This window comes from Intrasporangium sp. Soil_C_50, from assembly GCF_057656595.1.
The window spans coordinates 77,652-100,702 of record NZ_JBDGKB010000003.1 but is presented as its reverse complement, the minus strand read 5'-3'; the positions used below and the strand labels follow the sequence as shown (position 1 = coordinate 100,702).

Here is a 23,051-nt window from a genome sequence, read left to right as displayed (position 1 = left end):
TCCGTCCGGAACGCCCACTCGTGCGACGAGTGGGCGTTTTGGCGTCCGGGGTACATTTCATGATTGATCATGATGCGTCGGGTAGCCGAAAAATCTTGTGCTGCAAGGGAACTCGTTTCAGCGCTACGCTGCGGACAGCGCACGGGCCGGGCCTCGGCAGGTGTGCCGGTGACGCCTCCACGCCCACGGGGACGGGGTGGGGAGCCTGGGTCTAGGGGGACCTGTGCTGACCGTGAGCTTCAACCCGCCGCCGGGGTGGCCGGCCCCACCGTCGTCGTGGGTGCCGGCGGACGACTGGCTGCCGGAACCCGAGTGGCCGGACCCGCCGGTGCGGTGGACCTTCTGGACGATGGACGGCGGGCCGGACGTCTCGCGCGGGCTGCGGGACCGTGGCCGCCGGTCGCAGGTCTCGTTCCCGGTCGCGACGGTCGCCGCGCAGTCGACCGTCTCCCTCGCCGCGCTGTTCCCCGAGCGCGGGGGTCGGGGCAGGTCGGTCCATCGCGGGTACGGCAGTTCGCAGGTCAGCTCGCCAGTGAGCTCGCAGGGTGGCTCGGGGTCCGGCGGCTCGGCCTGGATCGGCTCGCCGTACGGGGGTTCGAGCCATGCCGACCCGGCCAACGGCTCGACCCACGGCTCGTCGTACGGCGCGACCCACGGCGGGGCGGCGCGCGCGGCCGGCGTCTACGAGCGGGCAGGCCGCGAGTACTACCGCCCGCGCGGCTCGTTCGACAGCTTCGGCGCATCGGTCCTCGACGGCACGCATGCCTTGTCAGCGCTCGAGGGGACGCGCGCCGGCGCCGACCCGGCCGCCGTCCTGGACTCGACCCTGCGGGCCCAGCTGCTCACCACGAGCCATCGGGCCACGGTCGACCCGACCTCGAGCGCGGCCGGCGCCTCGAGGGCACGGCTGTCGCCGGTGCTGCGCCTCGTGACGCACCCGTCGGGCTTCCGCGTGCAGTTCCTGGTCGGCGGCGCCGTCGCGGCGGCCCTCGCGGAGCTCATGAGACCAACCCTCGTGGCCGGGGCCCCCGACGCCGGCGTGCCCGCCCGGGCCGGCGAGTCGGCTGAGGGGCGCGCCCCGCGAGGCCACCGTGACGGCGGCGACGCGACGGGACGCGACCGGGGGGTCAGGTCGCTGTGGCGACGGTCCCGCAACGGCGAGGCCACGCGCGGCGTGCCGGAGCAGGGCATCGCGACCATCGGTGCGAGCGTGGCCGCCACCGCCACCGGGAACCTCCTGACCCGGGCGCTCGCTGCGCGCCGGGCCGGCGACCGGGAGGCGTTGGCCCGCGTCGAGGCCGAGCTGCGCTCGCTGCACCGCCAGCCGTTCCGTCCCCTGCGGCCGCCGGCGCCGGCGCCGCGTGCGCCGGTCACCGCCGCCGAGGAGGAGCTGATCCTGCGACGCGCCCTCGACGTCGAGGGCGCGAGCGAGCCCGACCTGCACCGCGAGGCCCTGCAGCGCCGCCGTGAGGTCGCGGTCGAGCGCGCCGCGGAGATCGTGCGCGCCACCCGGATTGCGCGGTGGGTGCTGTCGGACCGTCGGCGGGCCATCGCGGACGGGGCGTGGCGCCTCCTGCGCGAGCACGACCCGGCCACCGTCGTCGCCGTCGTCGACGAGGCGATGCGCCTGTCCGGCAGCGACGTCACCTGCCTCGACGCCGGCCACGACCCGGTGACCGGGCGCCCCTACGTCACGGTCCTCCTGAGGTTCCCGCCGCCGGTCGTCGTGGCCGACGACGTGTTCGAGCGCGCCACGGCCGGGAGGTCGTCGTGGCGGCCGCGCACCGCGCGTGAGCGCAACCTCGCCTACGCGTCCGGGCTGGCGTCGGCGATCCTGGCGGCCGTCAAGCAGGTCGACACCGTGGCGGTCGCGAGCGATGTCGTGCACGTCGTCGTCGTGCGACCGACGCCCAACGGACGCTCCGTCGAGCCGATCTATGTCGGCACCCTCGACCGCGAGGAGTCCTCGCTGCGCCACCCCGACGCCGACCCGATGCCGCTCGTGCTCGCCTCGGCCCTACCCGACGGGTTCCGCGTGCAGGGGCCGGAGCGCGAGGTCGTCGCCCTCGAGCGTTCGGTCGACCCCGACGGGTCGCTGACCGAGATCGTCGACGCGTGTCGCACCGCCATCGCGGCGGCTGCGGCCGGGCGCCTGGTGGGTGAGTCGGCGGCGGCCGGGCAGGCCTGACGCACAGAGCTTTTCGAATCGTGGTTCGGTCTGGTTCGGGTCGTTCCTCGGGCTGTGCCCTCCAGTCGTGCGCGCGGGCCGATCGGTCAGGCCCGGACGAGCCGGTGGAGCGCGAGCCGCGCCACCGGTGAGTAGCCGAGCGCGAACACCGAGGGCGCCGTGACGACGAGGTCGGTGGTGGTCCCCCGCGGTGCAGCGCGCACCGCGTGGTCGAGGACGGCGTCGACGAACCCGACCCGGACGCGCCAGCGCCAGGTCATCGACGCCTCGTCGACGTCGAGCACCTCGAACGGCAGGCGCACGCCGACCGGCCCGACGACGATGCCGCGCAACCCCGTCGCGAGGAGGTCGGCCGGGGCATCGACGCCGCGCACCTGGGGCGACCAGGTCGGCCACAGCCGCAGGTCGCGATACCGCTCCCACACGACCCCGGGCGGGGCGTCGCCGGTGGCGGTGAGCCGCAGGCGCATCATCGACCGGGTGCCGGGCCGTCGACGTTGACGGTCGGGGTGCCGGAGCCGCACCGCACGATGACGGCGCGTGACGTCGCGTCGCCCGGGTTGGACTCGCGGTGCACCGCGCCGGCGGGCACCCGGAGGAAGTCGCCGGGGCCGGCTTCGACGACGTCGCGGCCACCGGGGCCGGACTCGAGGCGCATCCGCCCCGAGACGATGTAGAGCGTCGTGTCGTGGTCGCCGTGGTGGTGCCAGCCCGACGTCGTGCCGGCCTCGGTGTCGACGGTGCCGGACCACATCGTCTCGGTGTGCAGCGCGACCTGCCGGGCCATCCCGGGAGTCGGGTCGGCGGCCGTCAGCTCGTCGCCGCCGACGCGGGTGCACGGCGTCGCCGGGTCGTGCTGGTCTGCAGCGTGGTCGTCCATCCACCCATGAAACCGGACGCGGGCCCGGCGCTCCAACAGGCTCCACGGCTCCGGGGCGGGCCGGTCGGCGGGAGCGTGCCCGGCGGAACGCCCCACGGGCTGTTCCGCGGCCTTAGCCTCGATGGTGGGCGGACGACGGGAGCTGCCGTGCCCACTTCAGAGCTCCAACCAGAGCCCCGACCGGAGCCCCAGACCGAGGGCACCAGCGGGGCCGATCGCGCTCGCGGCCGGGTCGTCGTCGTGGGTGCGAGCATGGCCGGGCTCCTCACAGCGCGGGCGCTCGCCGGCCTCGTGGGAGAGGTCGTCGTCCTCGAGCGCGAGCACTTCCCCGACGAGGTGCGCCCTCGCGGCCGCGTACCCCAGGGGCGCCATCTGCACCTGCTCCTGTCGGCCGGCCTCGACCGGCTCAGCCTCTGGTTCCCCGGCATCGAGGACGAGCTCGTCGCGCGTGGCGCCGTGCCGACGGACGGCTCGGACGCCTACGTGCACCAGGGCGGGGCCTACCGGGCCCGGGGTGACTGGGGTCGGCCCGTCCTCAGCATGACGCGTCCGCTCCTGGAGAGCGTCGTGCGTGCCCGCGTCACGGCGCTGTCGAACGTCACCGTCGAGTCGGGTGTGCGCGTCGAGCGGGTCACGCTGTACCAAGGGGCGCTGTCCCGAGGGCCGCTGTCCCAGGGGGTGCCGTCGGAGGAGGTGTCGCACGCGGCGCCGGTGCGGGTGACCGGGGTCGTCGTGGAGGGCGTCGAGCGGCCGGCTGACCTCGTCGTCGACTGCTCGGGCCGCAGCTCGGCCATCGCGCACGACCTCGCCGATGCCGGCATCGTGGCCCCTCCCGTGACGCGCGTCGGCATCGACATCGCGTACGCGTCGTGCCTGCTGCGCCGCGGCTCCGCCGACTTCGAGGGCACGTTCGTCGTGTGCCAGGACAACCCCGGCACGTTCCGGGCCGGGGCGGTGCTGCCCGTCGAGGGCGGGCGGTGGCAGCTGACGCTCGCGGGGGTCCACGGCGACTCACCGGGCTCGACCGACGCCTCGATGCGCGAGTTCGCGCGGGGGCTGCCGACCCCCGTGGTGGCCGAGCTGCTCGAGCGGTGCGAGCGCATCGGAGACGTCGAGACCTACCGGTTCCCCTCGAGCCAGCGCCGGCACCACGAGAAGGTGCGCGAGCCGGTGCCGGGCATCGTCAGCCTCGGCGACGCCGCATGCAGCTTCGACCCGATCTACGGGCAGGGCATGACGTCGGCGGCCCTGCAGGCCGAGGCGCTCGGACGCGTCGTGACAGCTGCCCTGGCACGCTCGGATGTCACCGGCCTGCGGTCCAGCGACCTGCCGAAGCGGTTCTACCGCAGGGCCGCTCGCGTCATCGATGCTCCTTGGCGTATCGCGGTGGGCGGTGACTTCGGGCACCCGGCCACGACCGGGCCTCGCCCACCTGGCTCGGCGGCGCTCAACGCCTACGTGCGACGCATCGTGCGCGCCAGCCACTCGTCGGTCGAGGTCGCACGGGCCTTCAACCGCGTCATCCAGCTCGCCGACCCACCGAGCGCCCTGGCCCGCCCGGCCCTCGTCGCACGGGTGGTGCGCTACGCCGGGAGGTCGCCGGTGGCCAGCGGCACACCGGTCGTGCACCCCCGCGTCGGTCCGCCGTCTCGCTGAGCGGGCGTCCGTTGGCCTCGACGTTGCGCCGCCCCACGGGCCACGGCATACCGTGGTCTGCGGCCCACTCACAGAACGCCCGTCAGCACGCTCCCCAGCACCACGTCGATCTCGGCAGCAAGGACCACGAGCACCATGAGGACCGACCACTTCATCCGCTTCGAACGCGTCGACTCGGTCGAGCAGGGCGAGCGCGGCCTGCGCGCCCACCTGCACGGCGAGACCTTCCTCGTCGAGGCGGTGCGCGACGACGTCGTGCGGCTGAGGATGAGCCGCGGCGGAGCGTTCGACGAGAAGCCGACCCATGCGGTGTGCATCGACCCGCTGGCCGACCCCCTGTCCCGGGGCGTCGAGTGGTCGGTCGAGGAGGGGGCGGACGCGTGGCGGCTGCGCACCGCCGACCTCGTCGTCACGCTGTGGCTCGACCCCTTCCGCGTCGACGTCCACCGCGCCGACGGCTCGCCCGTCATCGAGTCGGCGCCCGACGCGTCCGGCCGGTACTGGACGTACGCCACCCTCAACGACGCGTGGACGACCCGGCGCCGCATCGGCCGCGACGACGCGATCTACGGCTTGGGGGAGAAGGGCGGCCGGCTCAACCGGCGCGGCCGCGACTTCACGCTGTGGAACACCGACGTGCTCAACGAGCACGCGACCGCCGAGTTCCGCGCCGGCCTGGCCGCCGACGACCCGCGAGCCGACATGACGAGCGTCGAGTTCGACCCGTACTACGTGAACATCCCCTTCTTCCACCACCGCTCGGCCGAGTCCGGCTCTGTCGCAGGGTCGTTCGTTGACAACGGCTACCGCGGTGAGTACGGCTTCAGCCAGGACGACGAGTACCGCATCAGCTTTCACGGCGGCCAGTGGACCGAGTACGTCTTCGCCGGGCCGGCCATGGCGTCGGTCATCGAGCGGTACACGTGGCTGACCGGACGGGCGTCGCTGCCCCCGATCTGGGCGCTCGGTTACCACCACTGCCGCTGGCACGCCTACAAGCAGCAGGACATCGAGGTGATCGCCAAGCGCTACCGGGACGACGAGTTCCCTTGTGACGCGGTCTGGCTCGACATCGACTACATGGACGGCTATCGCGTCTTCACGTGGGACTCGGACCGCTACCCGGACCCCGCGGGCATGCTCAAGAGCCTCGCCGAACAGGGATACCGCGCCATCACGATCGTCGACCCGGGCGTCAAGCACGACCCGGGCTACGAGGTCTACGACGACGGTCTGGAGAAGAACGTCTTCTGCCGCACCGAGGGCGGGGACACGTACATCGGCCAGGTGTGGCCGGGGAACACGGTGTTCCCCGACTTCGCGACGCCCGAGGCCCGCGCCTGGTGGGGCGAGCTCAACGCCCGCCACGTGGAGTCCGGGCTGGCCGGCATCTGGAACGACATGAACGAGCCGGCGACCGGCGAGATCCCGCCGGGGGAGATGCTCTTCGACCAGGGCCGCGCCACCCACGAGCGCTTCCACAACCAGTACGCGATGCTCATGGCGATGGGTACGCTCGAAGGGCTGCGCAAGGTCCGGCCCCAGGCGCGCACCTTCATCCTGTCGCGTGCCGGGTCTGCCGGCATCCAGCGGTACGCCGCCAACTGGATGGGCGACAACCAGGCCCGCTGGGACCACCTCTGGGTCAGCATGCCGATGGCCTGCGGCTTCGGCCTGTCCGGCCAGCCCTTCGTCGGCGCCGACATCGGCGGCTTCCAGGGCGACACCAACGCGGAGCTCTTCCTGCGCTGGATGCAGGCGGGCACGCTGACTCCCTTCTGCCGCAACCACTCCGAGACCGACAACGTCGACCAGTACCCGTGGTCGTTCGGACCGGAGGTCCACGAGCTGGTCCGCGAGGCCGTGCGCCTGCGCTACCGCCTCATGCCGTACATCTACTCCGCGTTCGTGCGCGCGTCGCAGACCGGAGAGCCGGTGCAGCGTCCGCTCGTCCTCGACTTCCAGGACGATGCGGCCGTCGTCGACCTCGACGACCAGTACCTCTTCGGCCGTGACCTGCTCGTCGCACCGGTGTACGAGGCGGGCGCCACCTCCCGCACCGTGTACCTGCCCGAGGGCCACTGGTACGACTGGCATACCGGCGAGCTGCACGAGGGCCGGCAGACGGTCACGGTCGACGCTCCCCGCGAGCGGATCCCGCTCTTCGCCCGCGCGGGATCGGCGATCCCGATGTGGCAGGAGGCGCCGGCGTCGACCGACCGCTACGCCCCCGAGACGATCGAGCTGCACGTCTTCGAGCCCGCCGCCGACGGCTCCTGGGAGTCGACGCTCGTCGAGGACGACGGTCTCACCTCCGGCGACGGCGTGCCGCAGCTCGTCACGACGATCGCGGTGACGCGGTCCGGCGGCGAGACCACCGTGGCCCACGACACCACCGGCGAGGCCTACCCGGGCCACCGCCGCACGTCGTTCCGCGAGGTCCGGCACTCGGCGTCCTGACCCGACCCGCGGCCGCATGGGAGTGGTGCGGCGCAAGCGTTGTGGACACGGGCGTGGTGCGGATCGGGCGTTGTGCGGCGCGAGGCGGAGGGTAAGGATTCGAGCATGGCCGACGACGCGAAGTCCTCCGGTGGCAAGAACGGTGGCGAGAGCCTCGTCACCGTCATCGTCGCCCTCGCGGCGAACACCCTCATCGCCATCGCCAAGTCCGTCGTCGCGGTCATCACCGGGTCGGCGTCGATGGTGGCCGAGGCTGCGCACTCGTGGGCCGACGCGGGCAACGAGATCTTCCTGCTCACCGCCGAGCGACGTGCCGCGAAGCCGCGCGACGACCAGCACCCGTTCGGCTACGGCCGCGAGGCGTACGTGTGGTCGATGTTCGCGGCGTTCGGGCTCTTCGGGGCCGGCGCGGTCGTGTCGGTGTGGCACGGCATCCAGTCGCTGACGGCGCCGGAGGGGGAGACCGAGTACTTCTGGGCGTACGTCGTGCTCGGCATCGCGTTCGTCCTCGAGAGCGTGTCGTTCGTCCAGGCGAGCCGGCAGACCCGGGCCGAGGCGCGCCAGCGCGGCCTGCACGCGCTGCCCTACCTCGGCTACACCTCGAACCCGACGCTGCGGGCCGTCTTCGCCGAGGACGCCGCGGCGCTCGTCGGCATTGTCCTCGCCGGCACCGGCATCCTGCTGCACCAGGTCACCGGCAACGCCGTGTGGGACGCCGTGGGCTCGATCCTCGTCGGCCTGCTGCTCGGCGTCGTAGCCATCTACCTCATCAACCGCAACCGCGACTTCCTCGTGGGCGAGACGGTGCGGCCCGAGCTGTGGCGCAAGGTGCTCGGCGAGCTGACCGACAGCCCGGAGGTCGAGCGCGTGACGTTCCTGCACCTCGAGTTCGTCGGCCCGAGCCGGATGCTGCTCGTCGCGGCGGTCGACCTCGTGGGCGACGAGACGGAGTCGCAGGTCGCCGAGAAGCTCACGGCCATCGGGCGACGCATCGAGGACTCCGACGCCATCGAGCGCGCCATGATCACGCTGTCGCGTCCCGACGCGCCCACCCTCGAGCCCGACGCCGCGCCCGCCGCCTGACGCCCTCCGTCCCCACCGCTCGACGCGTCCCACGCCTGCGCGCTTGCAGCGGCTGTCCCGCTGCGCTTGGCGCGTCCCCCGCGTGCCCGCTCGACGCCTCTCTCCCGCTGGGCTTGACGCGTCCGGTTCCGGGTACGTCGCCACGGAAACCCGCGCGAGTGAGCGCCTCCTGAGCAGGCTCACGTTTCGCCGCTCAGCAACGCGCATTTTCGCTCATTTCTGTGCAACGCTCTGAGCGTGAGGTACGCGAGGCACCGCGCCATCACCGACGAGGTACGAGACGGAGCCGTCTCCGTCCAGGACCTCGTCGTGCGCCTGGGCGTGTCGTCGGCCACCATCCGGCGCGACCTCGCCGAGCTGGCCGATGCCGGTCTCGTGCGGCGGGTCCACGGCGGGGCCGCCCCTGCGCTGCCGGTCGAGATCGACCGTCCCTACGAGGAGGTCGCCGACGACGCGGCCGCCGAGAAGCACCGCATCGCCAAGGCCGCCGCGGCCCTCGTCCGCGACGGCGACACCGTCCTGCTCGACATCGGCACGACCACCGGTGCCCTGGCCCGCGAGCTGAGGGGCCGGCCCATCACCGTCATCACCCCGAGCCTCGCAGTCCTCGACGCACTGCGCGACGACCCGGTCGTCGACCTCGTTCTCCTCGGGGGCGTCGTCCGCCGCCGGTACCACTCGCTCGTCGGGCCACTCACCGAGGACGCGTTGCGGCACATCAGCGCGTCGCTCGTCTTCCTCGGCACCAGCGGCGTCGACGCCGAGGGCTGGATCCTCGACACGACGACCGTCGAGGTGCCGACGAAGCGTCGTCTCGTCGAGAGCGGCGGACGCGTCGTCCTCCTCGCCGACCACACGAAGTTCCCCGGGAAGGGCTCGATCCGCGTCTGCGACCTCGGGTCCGTCTCGACGGTCATCACGACCTCGCTCGCCGACCCGTACACGCTCACCCGCGCCCGTGAGAGCGGGACGGAGATCCTGCTCGCGCCCGAGCCCAGCCCATAGCAGTCCGGAGCCCAGCCCCCGGCAATCCGTACCCCGCGTAACCCCGTAGCCCCAACCCCCATCGCCCCGTAGCCCCCAAACCCCATCGCCCCCGGAGCCTCCCTCAGCCCCCGTAGCCAGCCCGTCACCCCGGCGGCCCCGCCGCCCAGACACGTCAGCCCGCCACCCGGAGAAGGAGCCACACCCATGGATGTCCGCCCCGCAGCCCACGCCGCATCGCGCCGATCACCGTCGCGCCCGCTGCGTCGCACCGTCGTCATCGGCATCGCCGCCTCCGTCGCCCTGGTGGGGGCGGCCTGCGACCGGAGCGGGTCGACGTCGGCCAACCCGACGCAGAACGCCGGCGCCAAGGACGTCACGCTGACGATCACGTCCAACTCCATCGCCGGAGGCAAGAACGCGGACGAGGCCGACTGGTACACCAAGTACGTCATCCCGACCTTCACCCAGCAGCAGAAGGCCAAGGGCGTCACCGTCAAGGTGACCTTCCAGCCGTCCGGCGTCGACGACGAGCAGTACAAGACGAAGGTCGCGCTCGACCTCAAGAGCCGAGCGGGCGCCGACATCATGGCCCTCGACGGCATCTGGGTCGGCGAGTTCGCCCAGGCCGGCTACCTCAAGCCGCTCACCGACGTCGCCGGGCCCGACGTGACCAAGTGGGAGGGCTGGTCGCAGATCCCCAAGGCCGTGCAGGCCAACGTGTCGTTCGAGGACAAGGTGTACGGCATCCCCGCGGGCACCGACGGGCGCGTCCTCTACTTCAACAAGAAGCTCTTCGCCAAGGCCGGGCTGCCCGCCGACTGGCAGCCGAAGTCGTGGCAGGACATCGTCGACGCCGGCACCAAGCTCAAGGCGGTCCAGGGCGTCGACCCGATCCAGATCAACGCCGGCACGGCGATGGGCGAGGCCACGACGATGCAGGGTGTGCTGCCGCTGCTCGCCGGCGCCGGCTCGGAGATCTACGCCGACGGCAAGTGGCAGGGCGACACCAAGGCCGTGCGCGACGTGCTGACCTTCTACAAGCAGCTCATGGACCAGGGGCTGTCGAGCAAGAGCTTCCAGCAGGCCGCCAAGGGTCGTGACGAGTCCTTCGCCGCGTTCGCCGCGGGCAAGGTCGGGATCCTCCTCGAGGGCGACTACTTCTGGCGCTCGGTCATCAACCCCGACAACGGCGACGCCCCGATGGCCACCCGCGACGCCGACGTCGGCTGGGCCTACATCCCGGCTCGCGAGCCCGGTTCCGGTGTCGGCGGCACCGACTACGTGTCGATGTCCGGTGGCGGCGGCTACTTCCTCAACCCGAACACGAAGTACCCGCAGCAGGCGTGGGAGCTGCTCCAGTTCATCGGGTCGGCCGACGCCATCAACGCCCTCCTCCACGGGTCGGCGAAGGTCACCGCCCGCCAGGACGTCAACGCGCAGGTGCTGGCCAAGGACCCGCTGCTGTCGTTCATCTCGACCAAGGTCCTGCCGGTCACGCACTACCGTCCCGGCCTGGCCGTCTACCCGCAGGTCTCCCAGGCGCTGCAGCAGGCCACGGCCGACATCGTGTCCGGCAAGAGCGTCGAGGAGGCCTCGAAGACCTACGGATCGGCGGTCGACAAGGCCGTCGGAGGCGCCGACAAGGTGTCGACGTCGTGAGGGGTCGCGGGTGCCCGCCTCTGCAGGGGGAGGCGGGCCCCCGATGACCGTGACGACCCGAGCGTCGGCCAAGGCGTCCGCCAAGGCATCGGCTCGGGCGTCGTCCAGGGCGACGGTCGACGCGGCGGGGCTGGGGCGCCGGCGGGCGGCCGCGCTCGTGGCGCCGGCGCTCGTCCTCGTCACGGCCTTCCTCGTCGTGCCGGCGGTGTGGACCGTGTACCTCGGCACCACCGACTACCGCCTCACCGGGATCCAGGCGGCCAACCCCCAGTTCGTCGGTCTCGACAACTTCCGCGAGGCCCTCGTCGACCCCGACTTCCGCAACTCGCTGTGGCTGACGGTGCTCTTCGTGCTCGGGTCGGCGATCATCGGCCAGACCGTGGCCGGCTTCGCGCTCGCGTGGACGTTGCGCAGCGTGCCGAAGCTCGTCCGGTCGGCCATCGAGCTGCTCGTGCTGCTCGCGTGGATCCTGCCGAGCTCGATCGTCGCGTTCCTCTGGGTGGCCTACCTCTCCGGTGACGGGGGCACCCTCAACGCGCTGCTCCACACGCCGGGCACCGAGTGGCTGCTCGAGCACCCGATGGCCTCGATCATCGTCTTCAACACGTGGCGCGGCACGGCGTTCTCGATGCTGCTGTTCTCGGCCGCGCTCGGGGCGGTCCCGCCCTCGCAGCTGGAGTCGGCGCGGCTGGCCGGCGCGGGGACGTTCGCGCAGCTGCGCGACGTCGTCCTGCCGCACATCCGCGGGCACGTGCTGACGAACACGCTGCTCATCAGCCTGTGGACCTTCAACGACTTCTCGCCCTACCTGCTGACGGCCGGCGGCCCGAACCACGCGAGCGAGACGCTGCCGGTCTTCATCTACAACAAGGCCCTCTACGGCGGGCAGCTGGGCTACGGATCGGCGATCTCCTTCATCATGCTCGTCATCAACCTCGTCATCGCGCTCTTCTACGTGCGCCTGCTCCGGGAACGTCGGTGAGCGCGCCGATGAGCACGCCAGTGAAAGCGTCTGTGACAGAGGCGGCCACGGCGCCGGTGAAGGCGTCGACGCGGCGGCCGACGCGCCGGCCGGCGCGGACCCGGTCGGTGGTCGGGCACCTCGCGCTCGTGGCCTTCCTCGCCGTCGTCGTGGCGTTCTGGGCGCTGCCGATGCTGTGGCTCGTCACAGCGCCGTTCGACGCGCACCCGGGGCTCGACGTCAGCTGGCCCGACTGGACGCTCGACAACTTCCGCAAGCTGTCGGAGAACCCGTACGCGTTCTCCTCGCTCAAGAACTCGGTGTACCTGGCCGGCGGCACGATGCTCGGCGTCACGGCCCTCGCGGCGCTCGCGGCCTACTCGCTGTCGCGGGTGCGCATCCCGGGCCGCAACGGGATCCTCTACGGGCTGCTGCTGCTCAGCTCGATCGTCACGGGCACGGCGGCGATGGTGCCGATCTTCCAGCTGATGTTCCAGCTCAACCTCATCGACGACCGCTCCGGCGTGATCCTCGTGCTGACGGGCGGTCTGCTGCCGGCCGCGATCTTCATCCTCAAGGACTTCATGGACGCGACGCCGAAGTCCTACGAGGAGAGCGCGCGGGTGTTCGGCGCCAGCCCGACGCAGGTGCTGCGCCACGTCGTCATGCCGATCGTCCGCCCGGGCCTCGCGACCATCGCCGTGTGGGCGCTCGTCAACGTGTGGAGCGACTTCCTCACCTCGTACATCCTGCTGCGCGACCCGGCAAAGATCCCGGCCGGCGTCGTCATGTACACGTTCTACTCCGAGGGCGGGCAGGCGAATCTGCCTCTCATCTCGGCGTTCTCGCTCGTCTACGCGCTGCCGGTGGTGGCGCTCTACCTGTTCGTCAACCGACGCTACGGGTTCCGGTTCCACGGAGGCATCAAGAGCTGATGGCCAGCATCCACATCGAGGGCCTGACCAAGGTCTACCCGGGTGACGTCACCGCGATCGACGGTCTCGACCTGACGGTCGAGGACGGGTCGTTCTTCGCGCTGCTCGGCCCGTCGGGCTGCGGCAAGACGACCCTGCTGCGCACCATCGCGGGGCTCGAGGCGGCGTCGGGCGGCTCGATCGGCATCGGCGACCGCGACGTCACGACGCTGACGCCAGGCGAGCGCAACGTCGCGATGGTCTTCCAGGACTACGCGCTCTTCCCGCACATGACGGTCACCGACAACATCGCCTACCCCCTGCGCATCAAGAAGGTCGGCCGCAGCGAGCGCGCCGCGAAGGCCGCCGACACGGGTGAGGGTCTCGGCCTGTCGGCGCTCATGGACCGACGCCCCGGCGAGCTCTCCGGCGGCCAGCAGCAGCGCGTCGCGCTGGCCCGCGCGATGGCCTGCCAGCCGAGCGTCTTCCTCCTCGACGAGCCGCTGTCGAACCTCGACGCGCGCCTGCGCCTCGAGGCCCGCACCTTCCTCAAGCGGCTGCAGCGCGACCTCGGGGTCACGACGGTCTTCGTGACGCACGACCAGAGCGAGGCGCTCGCGATGGCCGACCAGATCGCGGTCATGGAGGCCGGGCGGATCCGCCAGCTCGGCACGCCGTCGGAGATCTTCCGGCGGCCGGCGAACACGTTCGTCGCCAACTTCATCGGGTCGACGCCGATGAACATGCTGCCCGGCACGCTTCGCAGCGGGTCGCTGCAGGTCGGCCCCCTCGAGGGTGTCGACGCCGTCTCGGCCGGGTGGGTGGGTCCCGACGCCGCGGACGGCGAGGTGACGGTGGCATTCCGACCCGAGTACGCGAAGGTCGACGCCGACGGTCCCCTCGTGTTCAAGGGCACCGTCGACACGACGGAGAGCCTGGGTGCGAGCGTCCTCGTGACCGCGCGCACCGATGACGGCCAGCGGGTGCAGGTGGTGGCACCCGAGGGCGCCGAGCCGGAGGTCGGGGCGGTCGTGGGGGTCGCCCCGATCTCCGGACGGGTGCTCCTCTACGACGCCGAGGGGGAGCTGCTGTCGCCATGAGGTCGGTGGAGCTGAGGGGCCGGACGCCATGAGCGGGCGAACGCTGCTTCACGTAGAGCGGAGGTGGGTACCCGAAGACCGGGCGGAGGCACAGATCCGCACGGTTGACGTCGACGTGCCCGGGACAGGGGTGGGCGCGATCGAGGTCGAGATGACGTCTTCCGGCGAGCCGGGGGCGGTGCTGGACCTCGGACTCGAGGGGCCGCGGGGATACGTCGGGTGGTCGGGTGGGGCACGGAGCCGAGTCGTCGTCTCCCAGGGGTGGGCGACGCCGGGCTACGTGCCCCACCCGGTCGAGGGCGGCACGTGGCACGTGCTCGTCGGGCTGCACCGGGTGCCGCGCTCGGGCGTGACCATGGAGCTGACCGTGCGATCCGTCGACGCGTCGGTCGTCGACGGCCACCGGCGCGCGGAACCGCAGGACCCCGAGCCCGTCGACGCTGCGGCTCGCCGGCCGCGTGCCGGGGCCGGGCGCGGTCTGCCGACGGTCGACGGGATGCAGTGGCGCGCCGGCGACTTCCACTCGCACACGGTGCACTCCGACGGGTCGCTCTCGGTGGGCGGCCTTGCGGCGCTGGCGGTCTCGCGCGGGTTGGACTTCCTCGCCGTCACCGACCACAACACGACGAGCCATCACGCTCACCTGCCTGATGTGGCTCGGCGGCACGGCATCACCCTGGTCCCGGGGCAGGAGGTGACGCGCGACGTCGGGCACGCCAACGCGTTCGGCGACATCGGCTTCGTCGACTTCCGCTCGTCGCCCGAGACGTGGGCCGAGCAGGCCGAGAGCCGGGGTGGCCTCCTGTCGGTCAACCACCCGCTCGCTGGCGACTGCGCCTGGCTGCTGCCCGTCGGGGAGCCGCGGGTGGCCGAGGTGTGGCACTCGTCGTGGGCACTCGCACCGACGTGGGGTGCGCCGCTGGCGTGGTGGCAGCAGACGCCGCGCACGACGCCGATCGGGGGCAGCGACTACCACCGGCACGGCAGCGACGGCCTCCCCGGAGCGCCGACGACCTGGGTGCTCGCGGAGGGTGACGACATCCTCGGCGCGGTGCGCGCCGGGCGCACGGCGGTGAGTGCCGGCGTCGACGGGCCGCTGCTGCTGCGTGACGGTGACGACGTCGTGGCGCTGTGTGCTGAGGGGCTGCTGCTCACCGGGTTCGGCCGGCCGCGGCGACTCCTGCTCGACGACCGCGTCCGGGTGGCCGGCTGGGACGGCCCGTGCTGGCTGGAGAGCGACGACCGCATCGTCCACGCCCTCTGCCCCTGATCGCCCACCCCGTCGCCACGCCCACCCCAATCGAAAGAGCACTCCGCAACCAATCCAGAAGCCGCCCTCCGCGCCCGATCGCGACCGCCCCCTCCATCCCCAATCGAGAGAGCACTCCGTCACCGAGTGGGTGTCGCACCCCGCAGCCGCAGCCCCGCCTCCGCAGCCCGCCTCCGCCCGCGCCACGAAATCGAGAGAGCACTCCGTAGCCAATCCGGAAGCCGCCCCTCCGCGCCCGATCGCGACCGCCCCCTCCATCCCCAATCGAGAGAGCACTCCGTCACCGAGTGGGCGTCGCACCCCGCAGCCCCAGCCCGCCTCCGCAGCCCGCCTCCGCCCACGCCACGAAATCGAGAGAGCACTCCGTCATGTGACGGAGTGCTCTCTCGATTGAAGCCGGGGTGCGCTTTCGGTCAGCGTGGGAGTGGGGCGCCGACCTCGATTCGGACGGCGGCGATCTGCCACGGGCGCAAGGGGATCCGGGCGTGGCCGTCGGCCACCTCTATCGGGTCGACGGACTCGGCGTTGCGACCGAGGCCGTCGACGGCCACGGCCTCGTGCACCGGCACTGCGGCGGAGCCGAGCACCGCCACGGTGGGCCGGTCGGAGAGGTTGACGAGGCGCGCCTCGACGGCCGTGTCGGCATCGGCACGCCGCCGGAGCGACACGAGCTCGACGCCGGTGCCGGCCAGGCGTAGACCCTCGACGGACTGCAGCGGTAGGTCGGCGTGGCCAGACCCGCGCGTCACGACGACCGGGTGGAGGTAGGCCTCCGTCGTCTCCGCGACACCGGCCCCAGCCCACGAACCCCGGTGCGGCATGACGGCCAGCGACAGGTGACACGGCCCGAGGGCCTGGGCGTCCGGCGTCGCCAGCTGGGGCCCGGCCGGTTCGCTGCGGTACGGATGGACGTTGCGGCTCAGGTACCCGATCGAGCGCAGCGCGGTCACGGCGATCTCCGTACCGACGGACCCGTCGACTGGACTGGTTGTGGGTTCCCCGGGCGGTCGTTCGGCGTCGACGACCTCGTACTCCACCGTGCGGCCGAGCAGGACCGCGACTCCCCCGGCGTCGACGAAGCGTTCGGCAGGGAAGGTCGGCAGCGGGTGCTCGCCGACCGGACCGGCCTCGGCGGTGCGTCCGCGCTCGACGACGGCGAGCTGTCCCTGGGCGTGCGAGACCGTGGCCGGCTCGGCGGTCGGGACGTGCAGGCGCAGCCGGTGGTCGCGGGTGACGTTCTGCCAGTCAAGACGGAGCCGGACGAACGGCTCGCCGACCCGGAGCTCGACGTGCATGGACACCGGGGTGGAGGCCACGCCCTCGGACCGCCCGGTCAGAGTGCTTGTGACGGGCAGGTCGTAGCGTCGGTCGACCCGGAGTGCGCCGATGACCGGGCCCTCACTTCCGAGCCCCGTCACTGACACCTCGGTCGGCTCTGAGACGAGTACGTCGGGGGCGGGAGGCGCGTAGTTGTAGGAGTCGCCCGGGTCGCCGCCGTCGACGAGCCGGCCGACGCCGCGGAGCGTGACCCCGTCGGCGGTGACGGTCAGCGTGCCGTCGTCGTCGACCCGTACACGAACGAGGCCGTTGTCGAGCACCCGGTCACCCTGGTGGATGCCTCCAGGCTGCGGGGTCTGCGCAGCGTCGGGCGGGAGTTCGGTGACGCGGATGGCGGCCCAGCCGAGGGCGGGGGCCGGAACAGGGGCGGCGAGCCGGCGTCGGGGCTCGTCGGCCGTGACGACGTCCCACACCGCACCGGCCGGAGACGCGTCGGCAGCGCTGCGGAGGCGACCCTCCTCGGCGATGGCGTCGAAGTCGGGGTCCCCGTGGTCGGCGAGCCGGAAGGTGAGCTGCTGGCTCGCCCCGTCGATGTCGATGCGAAGCAGCTGCAGCCCGAAGAGCTCGCGGTCGTGCACTCGGTGCATGAGCTTCGGAAGGTCGGTTGCCGGGACCGACTCTCGTGCCAGCTCGACCGGCGGGCGGGACAGCTCCTGGGCCGGCACCACCCGGCCGTCAGGCAGCTCGAAACCGACAGCGGACCAGTGCTCGGGCACCGGGATCGTGAGGTCGATGACGTCGGTGCGCTCGGCCGCAAGCGGGTTCGCGACGACGACGGAGCCGGCCAGGCCTGCGGCCTCGGCCGATGCAAGGGCTCGGTCGCGCACGGCCTGCGCGGCGTGCTCGCCCTCCTGCAGGCGGGCGAGCACCTGCACGGCGGTCTCGTCGACGCCGCACCCGGTCACGGAGTCGTGGCACGACGAGTCGATGACGCGGCGCCAGGCCATCGACAGGTAGTGACTCGGCAGGGTCGGCAGGTGGAGCGCAGCGAACGGCTCGGCGTAGCGGGTCAGTAGCCGCTCGGTGCGGGCCATCGCCTCCTTGAGCTGCCACCTGACCGACAGCACTCCGGGAAGGATGTTGGCGCGTGCGTGGCTGCGCAGCTCGCCGTAGACGATACGCAGGTCGTCGCACGGGGTGCGTGGCTCGGCGAGGTACTCGCTCAGCGTCGCGACCCGGATGTGCGGGCCCGCCTCGTCGGCGTCGAGGTCGGCGACCTCGGCCATGAGCGAGGGTAGGGGAGCGGCGTGGTCGGTGCCGTACATGGCGAGGAAGTCGTCGTCGTACCAGTGCGTCTGGGTGCCGAGACGCGTCGCGAGACGTTCGCGGGCGGCGCCCCCACCGAAGACGTCGGCGACGTTGCCGTAGCTGTTGGCGAGGAACTCGGTGCGGATGCCGGTGCCGTCCGGCGATCGCCACCAGAACTCGTTCCGGTCGACCTCGGCCGGCACGCCGCGGTAGACGACGGCCTGCTCGATGCCGACGTGGCGCAGGATCTGAGGCATCTGCGCGCAGTGGCCGAACATGTCAGGCAGGTAGCCGATGGGCATGACCGGCCCGAGCCGCTCGGCGTCGGACCAACCCATCTCGAGGTTGCGGATCATCGTCTCGCCGGAGCACAGGAACTCGTCCATGAGGACGCGCCAGGGTCCGATGGCGAGTTGCCCACTGGTGACGAGCGCGCTCACGGCGTCGGTCTGCTCGGGGCGAACCTCGAGGTAGTCGTCGACCGCCGCCATCTGGCCGTCCATGGTGAAGCGGAAGGCGGGATCGCCCTGGGCACGGGCCACGACGTCGTCGATGAGGTCGACAAGGCGGAGCCGAAAGCGCTGGAAGGGTTCGTACCACTCGCGGTCCCAGTGCGTGTGGGGGACGAGCCACACCGTCGTCGTCATGGTCCCCGATCCTGTCAGCCACGGGCGCCCGAATGGGGGCAAGCCGGTACCCAGCGGTCGACCCGGACATGCCGAGCGCCCCGCCGGCGTCGGCAGGGTGCGGGGCGAGATCCTCAGGTGTGCCAGGTGACGCCGAGGGCGGTGACCGTCGCGGTGAGGTCGCGCTCGTGCACGACGGTGTGGTGGCGCTGGCAGAGCAGGGCGCCGTTGTCGAGGCAGGTCGGGCCGCCACGGTGCCACGGCACGACGTGGTGGGCGTCGCACCAGGTGGCCGGCACGCTGCACCCGTCGAAGCTGCACCCCCGGTCGCGTGCGATGAGGGCGAGGCGCTGACCGCGGGTGAAGAGGCGGCGGCCGCGGCCGACGTCGAGCGGTTCGCTGTCGGAGCCGAGAACCATGGGGATGATCTCCGCGTCGCAGGCCATCCGGCGAACCACGCCCGGCGACAAGACGTCGCCCGTGAGCGTCGTGCCGGTGCCGCGAACCTCGCCGACGAGGGTGTCGAGGTCGATGAGGACGACGACCTTGGCCTTGTCGGTGGTCGGGACGCCCTCCGCGGAGGCGACGCCACGCTGCACGATGGTCAGGAGCGCTTCGAGCCTTCGACGCGCCGGCGTGCGGGTGTCGGGCGTGACGGTACGGCCGTGCTCGTCGACCTCGGGGCACGGAGCGGCAAGTGGGTCGATGGCTGCTTTGAGGACGGCCGCCCCTTCGGGATCGAGCGTGCCACGCAGCCCGACCATCCCGGTGCGGTCCGGTGGCGTGAACCACAGGCCGCGGGCCTCCCGCCGACCACGGTCGAGGCGGTCCTCGTCACGGGGTGGACGGATCTGCTCGGAGTGGTGGCGGACGAGACGTGCCAGCTCTTCGGGCCGAAGCCGGGCTGCCTGCTCGGTGAGGTCGTCCAGAGCGGTGGTGAGGTCGACTGGATCGGCGACCGGGCTCGTGCGCTCGTCGAAGAGGACGATCTGGGCGGCGTGGCCGACGGTGACCTGCTGGGTGAGGACGAGGAGGCGCAGACGAGCCCACCGGGCCCGGGCCAGCGCCGTTCCGACTGTAACGAAGGCCGCCGCCTGCCCCGCGGTGAGCGAAGGGTCGTGACGACGCAGCCAGTCGGCGCGGGAGTGCCCGTCAGGTGGCTCGACCCCGCGTGAGACGAGCTCGGAGACGATGCCGACGAGCGCGACCTCCTGCGAGCGCCGCTGGTGCGCGATCCGTTCTGCCGCCGCGGTGAGGTCAGCTTCGGCGTGCGGGGTCAGGTCGAACCCGACGAGCGCCTCGGTCGCGATCGTCTCGTGGTGATCTGGGGTGCCCCGACCGCCGGGTCGCGCCTCACGCTGGGCACGTTCCTCGCCGCGTCGGGCCGTGGCCTCGATCCACGAGGGATCCTCGACCATCTCCTCGTAGCCGGCCGCGTCGAGCCAGGACAAGCCGTCCGGGCCGAGCGAGGCGAGTGACTCCGGCCGCAGCCCTGCCCATGGACCTGAGCCGCTCGGGGCCGGCCGCGACCGTGGCGCCTCACGTCGCGTCCGCGCAGGGCCACGACCCGGCTCGGACGCGCCGGACGACGCTGAAGACGCGGGCGCGGCCGGAGTCCCGGATGCGGAGTCACCCGCTGACCCGGACGCGGATCGGGACGTGGATCCGGATGCCGACATCGTCCCGGGGCGTCTGGTCAGGGCTTCCCAGAAGTCGCTCTCGGCCACGCCACCCGTGGCGCGCTGCCGCGCCTCGAGGTCGGTGAGCCGGCTCCTGAGGAGCTCGAGCGTCGTGGGGTCGGAAGCCATGAACCAAACATATGTTCGACCACCGACAGTGCTCCCTCGCCCGACGGGCCTCATCAGGATCCGGTGCCGAAGTCGGGTCGAAGACCGACGCTTGTCCGGCTTGGCGTGGGACGCGTGAGGCTGAGTGCTCACTCGATGAAGGGGGACGGCCGCGAGGATTTGCGGGCGGTGTGGGCTGACGCGTCGAGGCCGGTTGCGGGTGTGGCTCGTGAGGCTGAGTGCTCACTCGACGGAAAGGGTGGGAAGGCGCGTCGGGGATCTCGCTCGGCGCGGCGGATGGCTGACGCGTCGGGGCCTGGTGCGTGTGGGGCGCGTGGGGTTGGGTGCTCATTCGATGGAAGGGTGGGGGTGCTTCGGGGAGCGCGCTCAGCGCAAACGGCTGGATGGGCGGTATCGGGGGCTTCCGCGTCCGTCGTAAAAGTGCTATCTATTGATATCACTTTTACTGCACCCGAGGAGGCGTCATGAACGCCCAGCCTGCACCGTCGACGCAAGGACCCGTGGGTCACCAGGGCGCCCGCGTCGAGATCACCCAGCGCCCCGCCCTGGCCCTCAACGGCTGGTTCGGCGTCATCGTCGTGGCGCTCTGCGCCGTCGCAATCTGGTACCTCGTCACGAACGACACGGGCCTGCTCTGGCTGCCGATCCTCGTCGCGGTCCTCGTGCTCAGCGCGCTCGTCGTCGTGCCGCCGGGCCAGACGCAGGTGGTCCAGTTCTTCGGCCGGTACGTCGGCACGGTCGCGCGCCCGGGGTTCTGGTGGGTGCTGCCGCTGACGATCCGCCGCCAGGTCAGCATCCGCGTCCGCAACTTCGAGACGGGTCGCCTCAAGGTCAACGACGCCGACGGCAACCCGGTCGAGATCGCCGCCATCGTCGTGTGGCAGGTGGCCGACACGGCGCGGTCGACCTATGCCGTCGACGACTACCGCAACTTCGTCACCGTCCAGGCGGAGTCGGCGCTGCGTCACGTCGCGACCTCCCACCCGTACGACGACTCTGAGGGCACGGGCACTTCCTTGCGGGGCTCGACCGACGTCGTCGCCGGGCAGCTCGCGACCGAGGTGGCCGAGCGGGTGTCGGTGGCGGGCGTCGAGATCGTCGAGGTGCGCATCTCGCACCTGGCGTACGCGCCCGAGATCGCGCAGGCGATGCTCCGACGCCAGCAGGCCAATGCCGTTGTGGCGGCGCGCAGCCGGATCGTCGAGGGCGCGGTCGGCATGGTCGAGATGGCGCTCGCCCAGCTGGCCGAGCACGACATCGTCGAGCTCGACGAGGAGCGCAAGGCCTCGATGGTGAGCAACCTGCTCGTCGTGCTCTGCGGCGACCAACCGCCGTCGCCCGTCGTCAACGCGGGATCCCTCTACACGTGACACGCCGTCAGGTCCTGCTGCGTCTCGACCCCGCCGTGCACGACGCCCTCATGCGCTGGGCGAACGACGAGCTGCGCAGCGTCAACGCCCAGGCCGAGCTGATCCTGCGGCGCGCGCTCACCGAGGCGGGCCGGATGCCCAAGCACGCCGGCCCGCTGCCCAAGCGCGGTCGGCCGCGTCGCGACGTCGACGCGTCGGGCGCGGAGGACTGAGCACCCACGCGTCCCCTTCCCCTACGCGCGCCGCACCCCGTTCCCCGACGCTCGCCGTTCCCCGACGCTGCAGGCGGCGTGACGCCGCTGGCGCGGGGACGCCTGTGGCGCAGACTCGCCCGCCCGAGTCGGCGGGTCAGGTGAGGGTGCGGATGGAGCCGCGAACCTGCAGGGGCATCTCGACGAGGCGCTCGCCGGGCTCGGGGTGCTCGGCGAGGACGATCTGCATCGCCTGGCGGCCCATCTCCTCGTACGGCAGGCGCGCGGTGGTCAGGGCGGGCCGCAGGTAGGACGCGATCTCGTCGTCGTCGAAGGAGGCGATCGACACATCGTCGGGGACGCGAAGTCCCTTCTCCTGCAAGGCCTGCTGCGCACCGAGGGCGACGCGGTCGTTGAGGCAGATGAGTCCGGTGACCGGCGCTTCGGAATCGAGCACCGACATCGTCGCGTCGTAGCCGTGCCAGGGCTCCCAGAGCTCGGCATCGGCGACGGCGACCGGGGTGACTCCGGACTCGCGGAGCGCGCGGTGGATGCCGGCGAAGCGTCGCCCGATGGTCACCGAGATGCGCGGGTCGCTGCACGCGCGGGGTGCGTTGCCGATGATGCCGATGCCGGCGCCATGGCCGGCGTCGAGCAGCTGGCGGGCGACGGCGTACCCGGCGGCGTCCTCGGCGGGAAGCACGGCAGCGGGCACGGTGGGGCTGACGCAGTTGACCGTGACGGCGCGCATGTCGTCGGGCAGCCCGGGCAGGTCGAGGAGGCGCGCGGTGAGGGCGCCGAAGACGATGCCGTCGACGCGTCGGTCGATCATCGACTCGAGCGCCTTGGCCAGCTGCTTGGGGTGGTCGCCGGTCTCGGCGATGAGGACGCCGTGGTCGCGCTCGTCGCCGACGTCGAGCAGGCCGCGGATCATGGCCGAGGCGAAGCGGGTGATCGTCACCTCGTCGGAGATGAAGCCGATGGTGCCGGTGCGGCCGAGGCGCAGCGAGCGGGCCGCGGGGTTGGGCCGGTAGTTGAGCTCGCGGGCGGCCTCGTGGATGCGGGCGACGGCGTCGTCGGACAGCCGCGAGCCCGGGCGGTTGTTGAGCACGAGGCTCACCGCGGTCTTGGACAGGCCCGCCTTCGCGGCGACGTCGGCGAGCGTCGGTCGCTTGTTCACCCTCACCTCTTCGTGGAGCTCGTCGGCACCGCCGACGGACGCGCCACCCTGGCGTCGCGCTGTCAGCGTACCTCACGCATACGGAGGCGTTGTCCACATCTGCGCTGGTGAAAAGGATTTAGCAAACCCTTG

17 protein-coding genes are annotated in these 23,051 nt (G+C 72.1%); 12 read left to right on the top strand and 5 right to left on the bottom strand.

What is annotated here, in order from left to right; genetic code table 11:
• Positions 1-223: 223 nt before the first annotated feature.
• Complete coding sequence (locus tag AC3A5R_RS10100) at positions 224-2,188, top strand: hypothetical protein (RefSeq protein ID WP_487620635.1); 1,965 nt, start codon at positions 224-226, stop codon at positions 2,186-2,188.
• Positions 2,189-2,274: 86 nt separating this feature from the next.
• Here AC3A5R_RS10100 and AC3A5R_RS10095 read toward each other — a convergent pair whose 3' ends face one another.
• Entirely contained in the window at positions 2,275-2,658 is a 384-nt protein-coding gene (locus AC3A5R_RS10095; RefSeq protein WP_487620634.1) for an SRPBCC family protein, read from the bottom strand.
• Positions 2,658-3,068 carry a cupin domain-containing protein gene (locus AC3A5R_RS10090; RefSeq protein ID WP_487620633.1) on the bottom strand — a complete coding sequence of 137 codons (411 nt, stop codon included), beginning with the start codon at positions 3,066-3,068 and terminating at the stop codon, positions 2,658-2,660. The genes AC3A5R_RS10095 and AC3A5R_RS10090 overlap by 1 nt, the downstream gene beginning before the upstream one ends.
• 252 nt (positions 3,069-3,320) lie before the next feature.
• Here AC3A5R_RS10090 and AC3A5R_RS10085 point away from each other — a divergent pair, with 252 nt between their 5' ends.
• The 9 genes from AC3A5R_RS10085 to AC3A5R_RS10045 all read left to right on the top strand — a co-directional run bounded on the left by AC3A5R_RS10085 (position 3,321) and on the right by AC3A5R_RS10045 (position 15,158).
• Positions 3,321-4,724: an FAD-dependent oxidoreductase gene (locus AC3A5R_RS10085; RefSeq protein WP_487620632.1), complete on the top strand. Its 1,404-nt coding sequence runs from the start codon at positions 3,321-3,323 to the stop codon at positions 4,722-4,724.
• A 135-nt stretch (positions 4,725-4,859) separates the two neighbouring features.
• A complete protein-coding gene (locus AC3A5R_RS10080; RefSeq protein WP_487620631.1) occupies positions 4,860-7,184 on the top strand; it encodes a glycoside hydrolase family 31 protein in 2,325 nt (774 codons plus the stop codon).
• A gap of 105 nt (positions 7,185-7,289) precedes the next feature.
• Positions 7,290-8,267 (top strand): cation diffusion facilitator family transporter, encoded by a 978-nt coding sequence (locus AC3A5R_RS10075; RefSeq protein ID WP_487620630.1) that lies wholly within the window; start codon positions 7,290-7,292, stop codon positions 8,265-8,267.
• 237 nt (positions 8,268-8,504) lie between these two features.
• On the top strand, positions 8,505-9,272 hold the full coding sequence (locus tag AC3A5R_RS10070; RefSeq protein ID WP_487620629.1) for a DeoR/GlpR family DNA-binding transcription regulator: 768 nt from the start codon (positions 8,505-8,507) through the stop codon (positions 9,270-9,272).
• A gap of 186 nt (positions 9,273-9,458) precedes the next feature.
• Entirely contained in the window at positions 9,459-10,913 is a 1,455-nt protein-coding gene (locus AC3A5R_RS10065; RefSeq protein ID WP_487620628.1) for an extracellular solute-binding protein, read from the top strand.
• A 43-nt stretch (positions 10,914-10,956) separates the two neighbouring features.
• Entirely contained in the window at positions 10,957-11,895 is a 939-nt protein-coding gene (locus AC3A5R_RS10060; RefSeq protein ID WP_487620627.1) for a carbohydrate ABC transporter permease, read from the top strand.
• A gap of 107 nt (positions 11,896-12,002) precedes the next feature.
• The gene (locus tag AC3A5R_RS10055; RefSeq protein WP_487620626.1) at positions 12,003-12,809 is read left to right on the top strand and encodes an ABC transporter permease subunit; all 807 of its coding nucleotides are present in this window, start codon (positions 12,003-12,005) and stop codon (positions 12,807-12,809) included.
• Complete coding sequence (locus AC3A5R_RS10050) at positions 12,809-13,888, top strand: ABC transporter ATP-binding protein (RefSeq protein WP_487620625.1); 1,080 nt, start codon at positions 12,809-12,811, stop codon at positions 13,886-13,888. Before AC3A5R_RS10055 ends, AC3A5R_RS10050 begins: the two co-directional genes overlap by 1 nt.
• Positions 13,889-14,039: 151 nt before the next feature.
• Positions 14,040-15,158, top strand: coding sequence for a CehA/McbA family metallohydrolase (locus tag AC3A5R_RS10045; RefSeq protein ID WP_487620624.1), 1,119 nt, complete (start codon positions 14,040-14,042; stop codon positions 15,156-15,158).
• 413 nt (positions 15,159-15,571) lie between these two features.
• Here AC3A5R_RS10045 and AC3A5R_RS10040 read toward each other — a convergent pair whose 3' ends face one another.
• Together AC3A5R_RS10040 and AC3A5R_RS10035 are read right to left on the bottom strand one after the other, a co-directional pair.
• Positions 15,572-18,391, bottom strand: a complete 2,820-nt coding sequence (locus AC3A5R_RS10040; protein WP_487620623.1) for a glycoside hydrolase family 38 N-terminal domain-containing protein — start codon at positions 18,389-18,391, stop codon at positions 15,572-15,574.
• Positions 18,392-18,504: 113 nt separating this feature from the next.
• Positions 18,505-20,178, bottom strand: a complete 1,674-nt coding sequence (locus AC3A5R_RS10035) for an HNH endonuclease signature motif containing protein (RefSeq protein ID WP_487620622.1) — start codon at positions 20,176-20,178, stop codon at positions 18,505-18,507.
• 464 nt (positions 20,179-20,642) lie between these two features.
• Here AC3A5R_RS10035 and AC3A5R_RS10030 point away from each other — a divergent pair, with 464 nt between their 5' ends.
• Both AC3A5R_RS10030 and AC3A5R_RS10025 read left to right on the top strand, forming a co-directional pair.
• Entirely contained in the window at positions 20,643-21,548 is a 906-nt protein-coding gene (locus AC3A5R_RS10030; RefSeq protein ID WP_487620621.1) for an SPFH domain-containing protein, read from the top strand.
• On the top strand, positions 21,545-21,760 hold the full coding sequence (locus AC3A5R_RS10025) for a type II toxin-antitoxin system antitoxin (RefSeq protein WP_487620620.1): 216 nt from the start codon (positions 21,545-21,547) through the stop codon (positions 21,758-21,760). The genes AC3A5R_RS10030 and AC3A5R_RS10025 overlap by 4 nt, the downstream gene beginning before the upstream one ends.
• A 136-nt stretch (positions 21,761-21,896) precedes the next feature.
• Here the strand turns inward: AC3A5R_RS10025 and AC3A5R_RS10020 are convergent, their stop codons facing one another.
• On the bottom strand, positions 21,897-22,919 hold the full coding sequence (locus AC3A5R_RS10020; RefSeq protein WP_487620619.1) for a LacI family DNA-binding transcriptional regulator: 1,023 nt from the start codon (positions 22,917-22,919) through the stop codon (positions 21,897-21,899).
• Positions 22,920-23,051: the final 132 nt, after the last annotated feature.

Coding starts and splice junctions, on each gene's coding strand:
- AC3A5R_RS10095 (WP_487620634.1), bottom strand. CDS start 2,658: ATGCGCCTGCGGCTCACCGCCACCGGCGACGCCCCGCCCGGGGTCGTG.
- AC3A5R_RS10090 (WP_487620633.1), bottom strand. CDS start 3,068: ATGGACGACCACGCTGCAGACCAGCACGACCCGGCGACGCCGTGCACC.
- AC3A5R_RS10085 (WP_487620632.1), top strand. CDS start 3,321: ATGGCCGGGCTCCTCACAGCGCGGGCGCTCGCCGGCCTCGTGGGAGAG.
- AC3A5R_RS10080 (WP_487620631.1), top strand. CDS start 4,860: ATGAGGACCGACCACTTCATCCGCTTCGAACGCGTCGACTCGGTCGAG.
- AC3A5R_RS10075 (WP_487620630.1), top strand. CDS start 7,290: ATGGCCGACGACGCGAAGTCCTCCGGTGGCAAGAACGGTGGCGAGAGC.
- AC3A5R_RS10065 (WP_487620628.1), top strand. CDS start 9,459: ATGGATGTCCGCCCCGCAGCCCACGCCGCATCGCGCCGATCACCGTCG.
- AC3A5R_RS10060 (WP_487620627.1), top strand. CDS start 10,957: ATGACCGTGACGACCCGAGCGTCGGCCAAGGCGTCCGCCAAGGCATCG.
- AC3A5R_RS10050 (WP_487620625.1), top strand. CDS start 12,809: ATGGCCAGCATCCACATCGAGGGCCTGACCAAGGTCTACCCGGGTGAC.
- AC3A5R_RS10045 (WP_487620624.1), top strand. CDS start 14,040: ATGACGTCTTCCGGCGAGCCGGGGGCGGTGCTGGACCTCGGACTCGAG.
- AC3A5R_RS10040 (WP_487620623.1), bottom strand. CDS start 18,391: ATGACGACGACGGTGTGGCTCGTCCCCCACACGCACTGGGACCGCGAG.
- AC3A5R_RS10035 (WP_487620622.1), bottom strand. CDS start 20,178: ATGGCTTCCGACCCCACGACGCTCGAGCTCCTCAGGAGCCGGCTCACC.
- AC3A5R_RS10030 (WP_487620621.1), top strand. CDS start 20,643: ATGAACGCCCAGCCTGCACCGTCGACGCAAGGACCCGTGGGTCACCAG.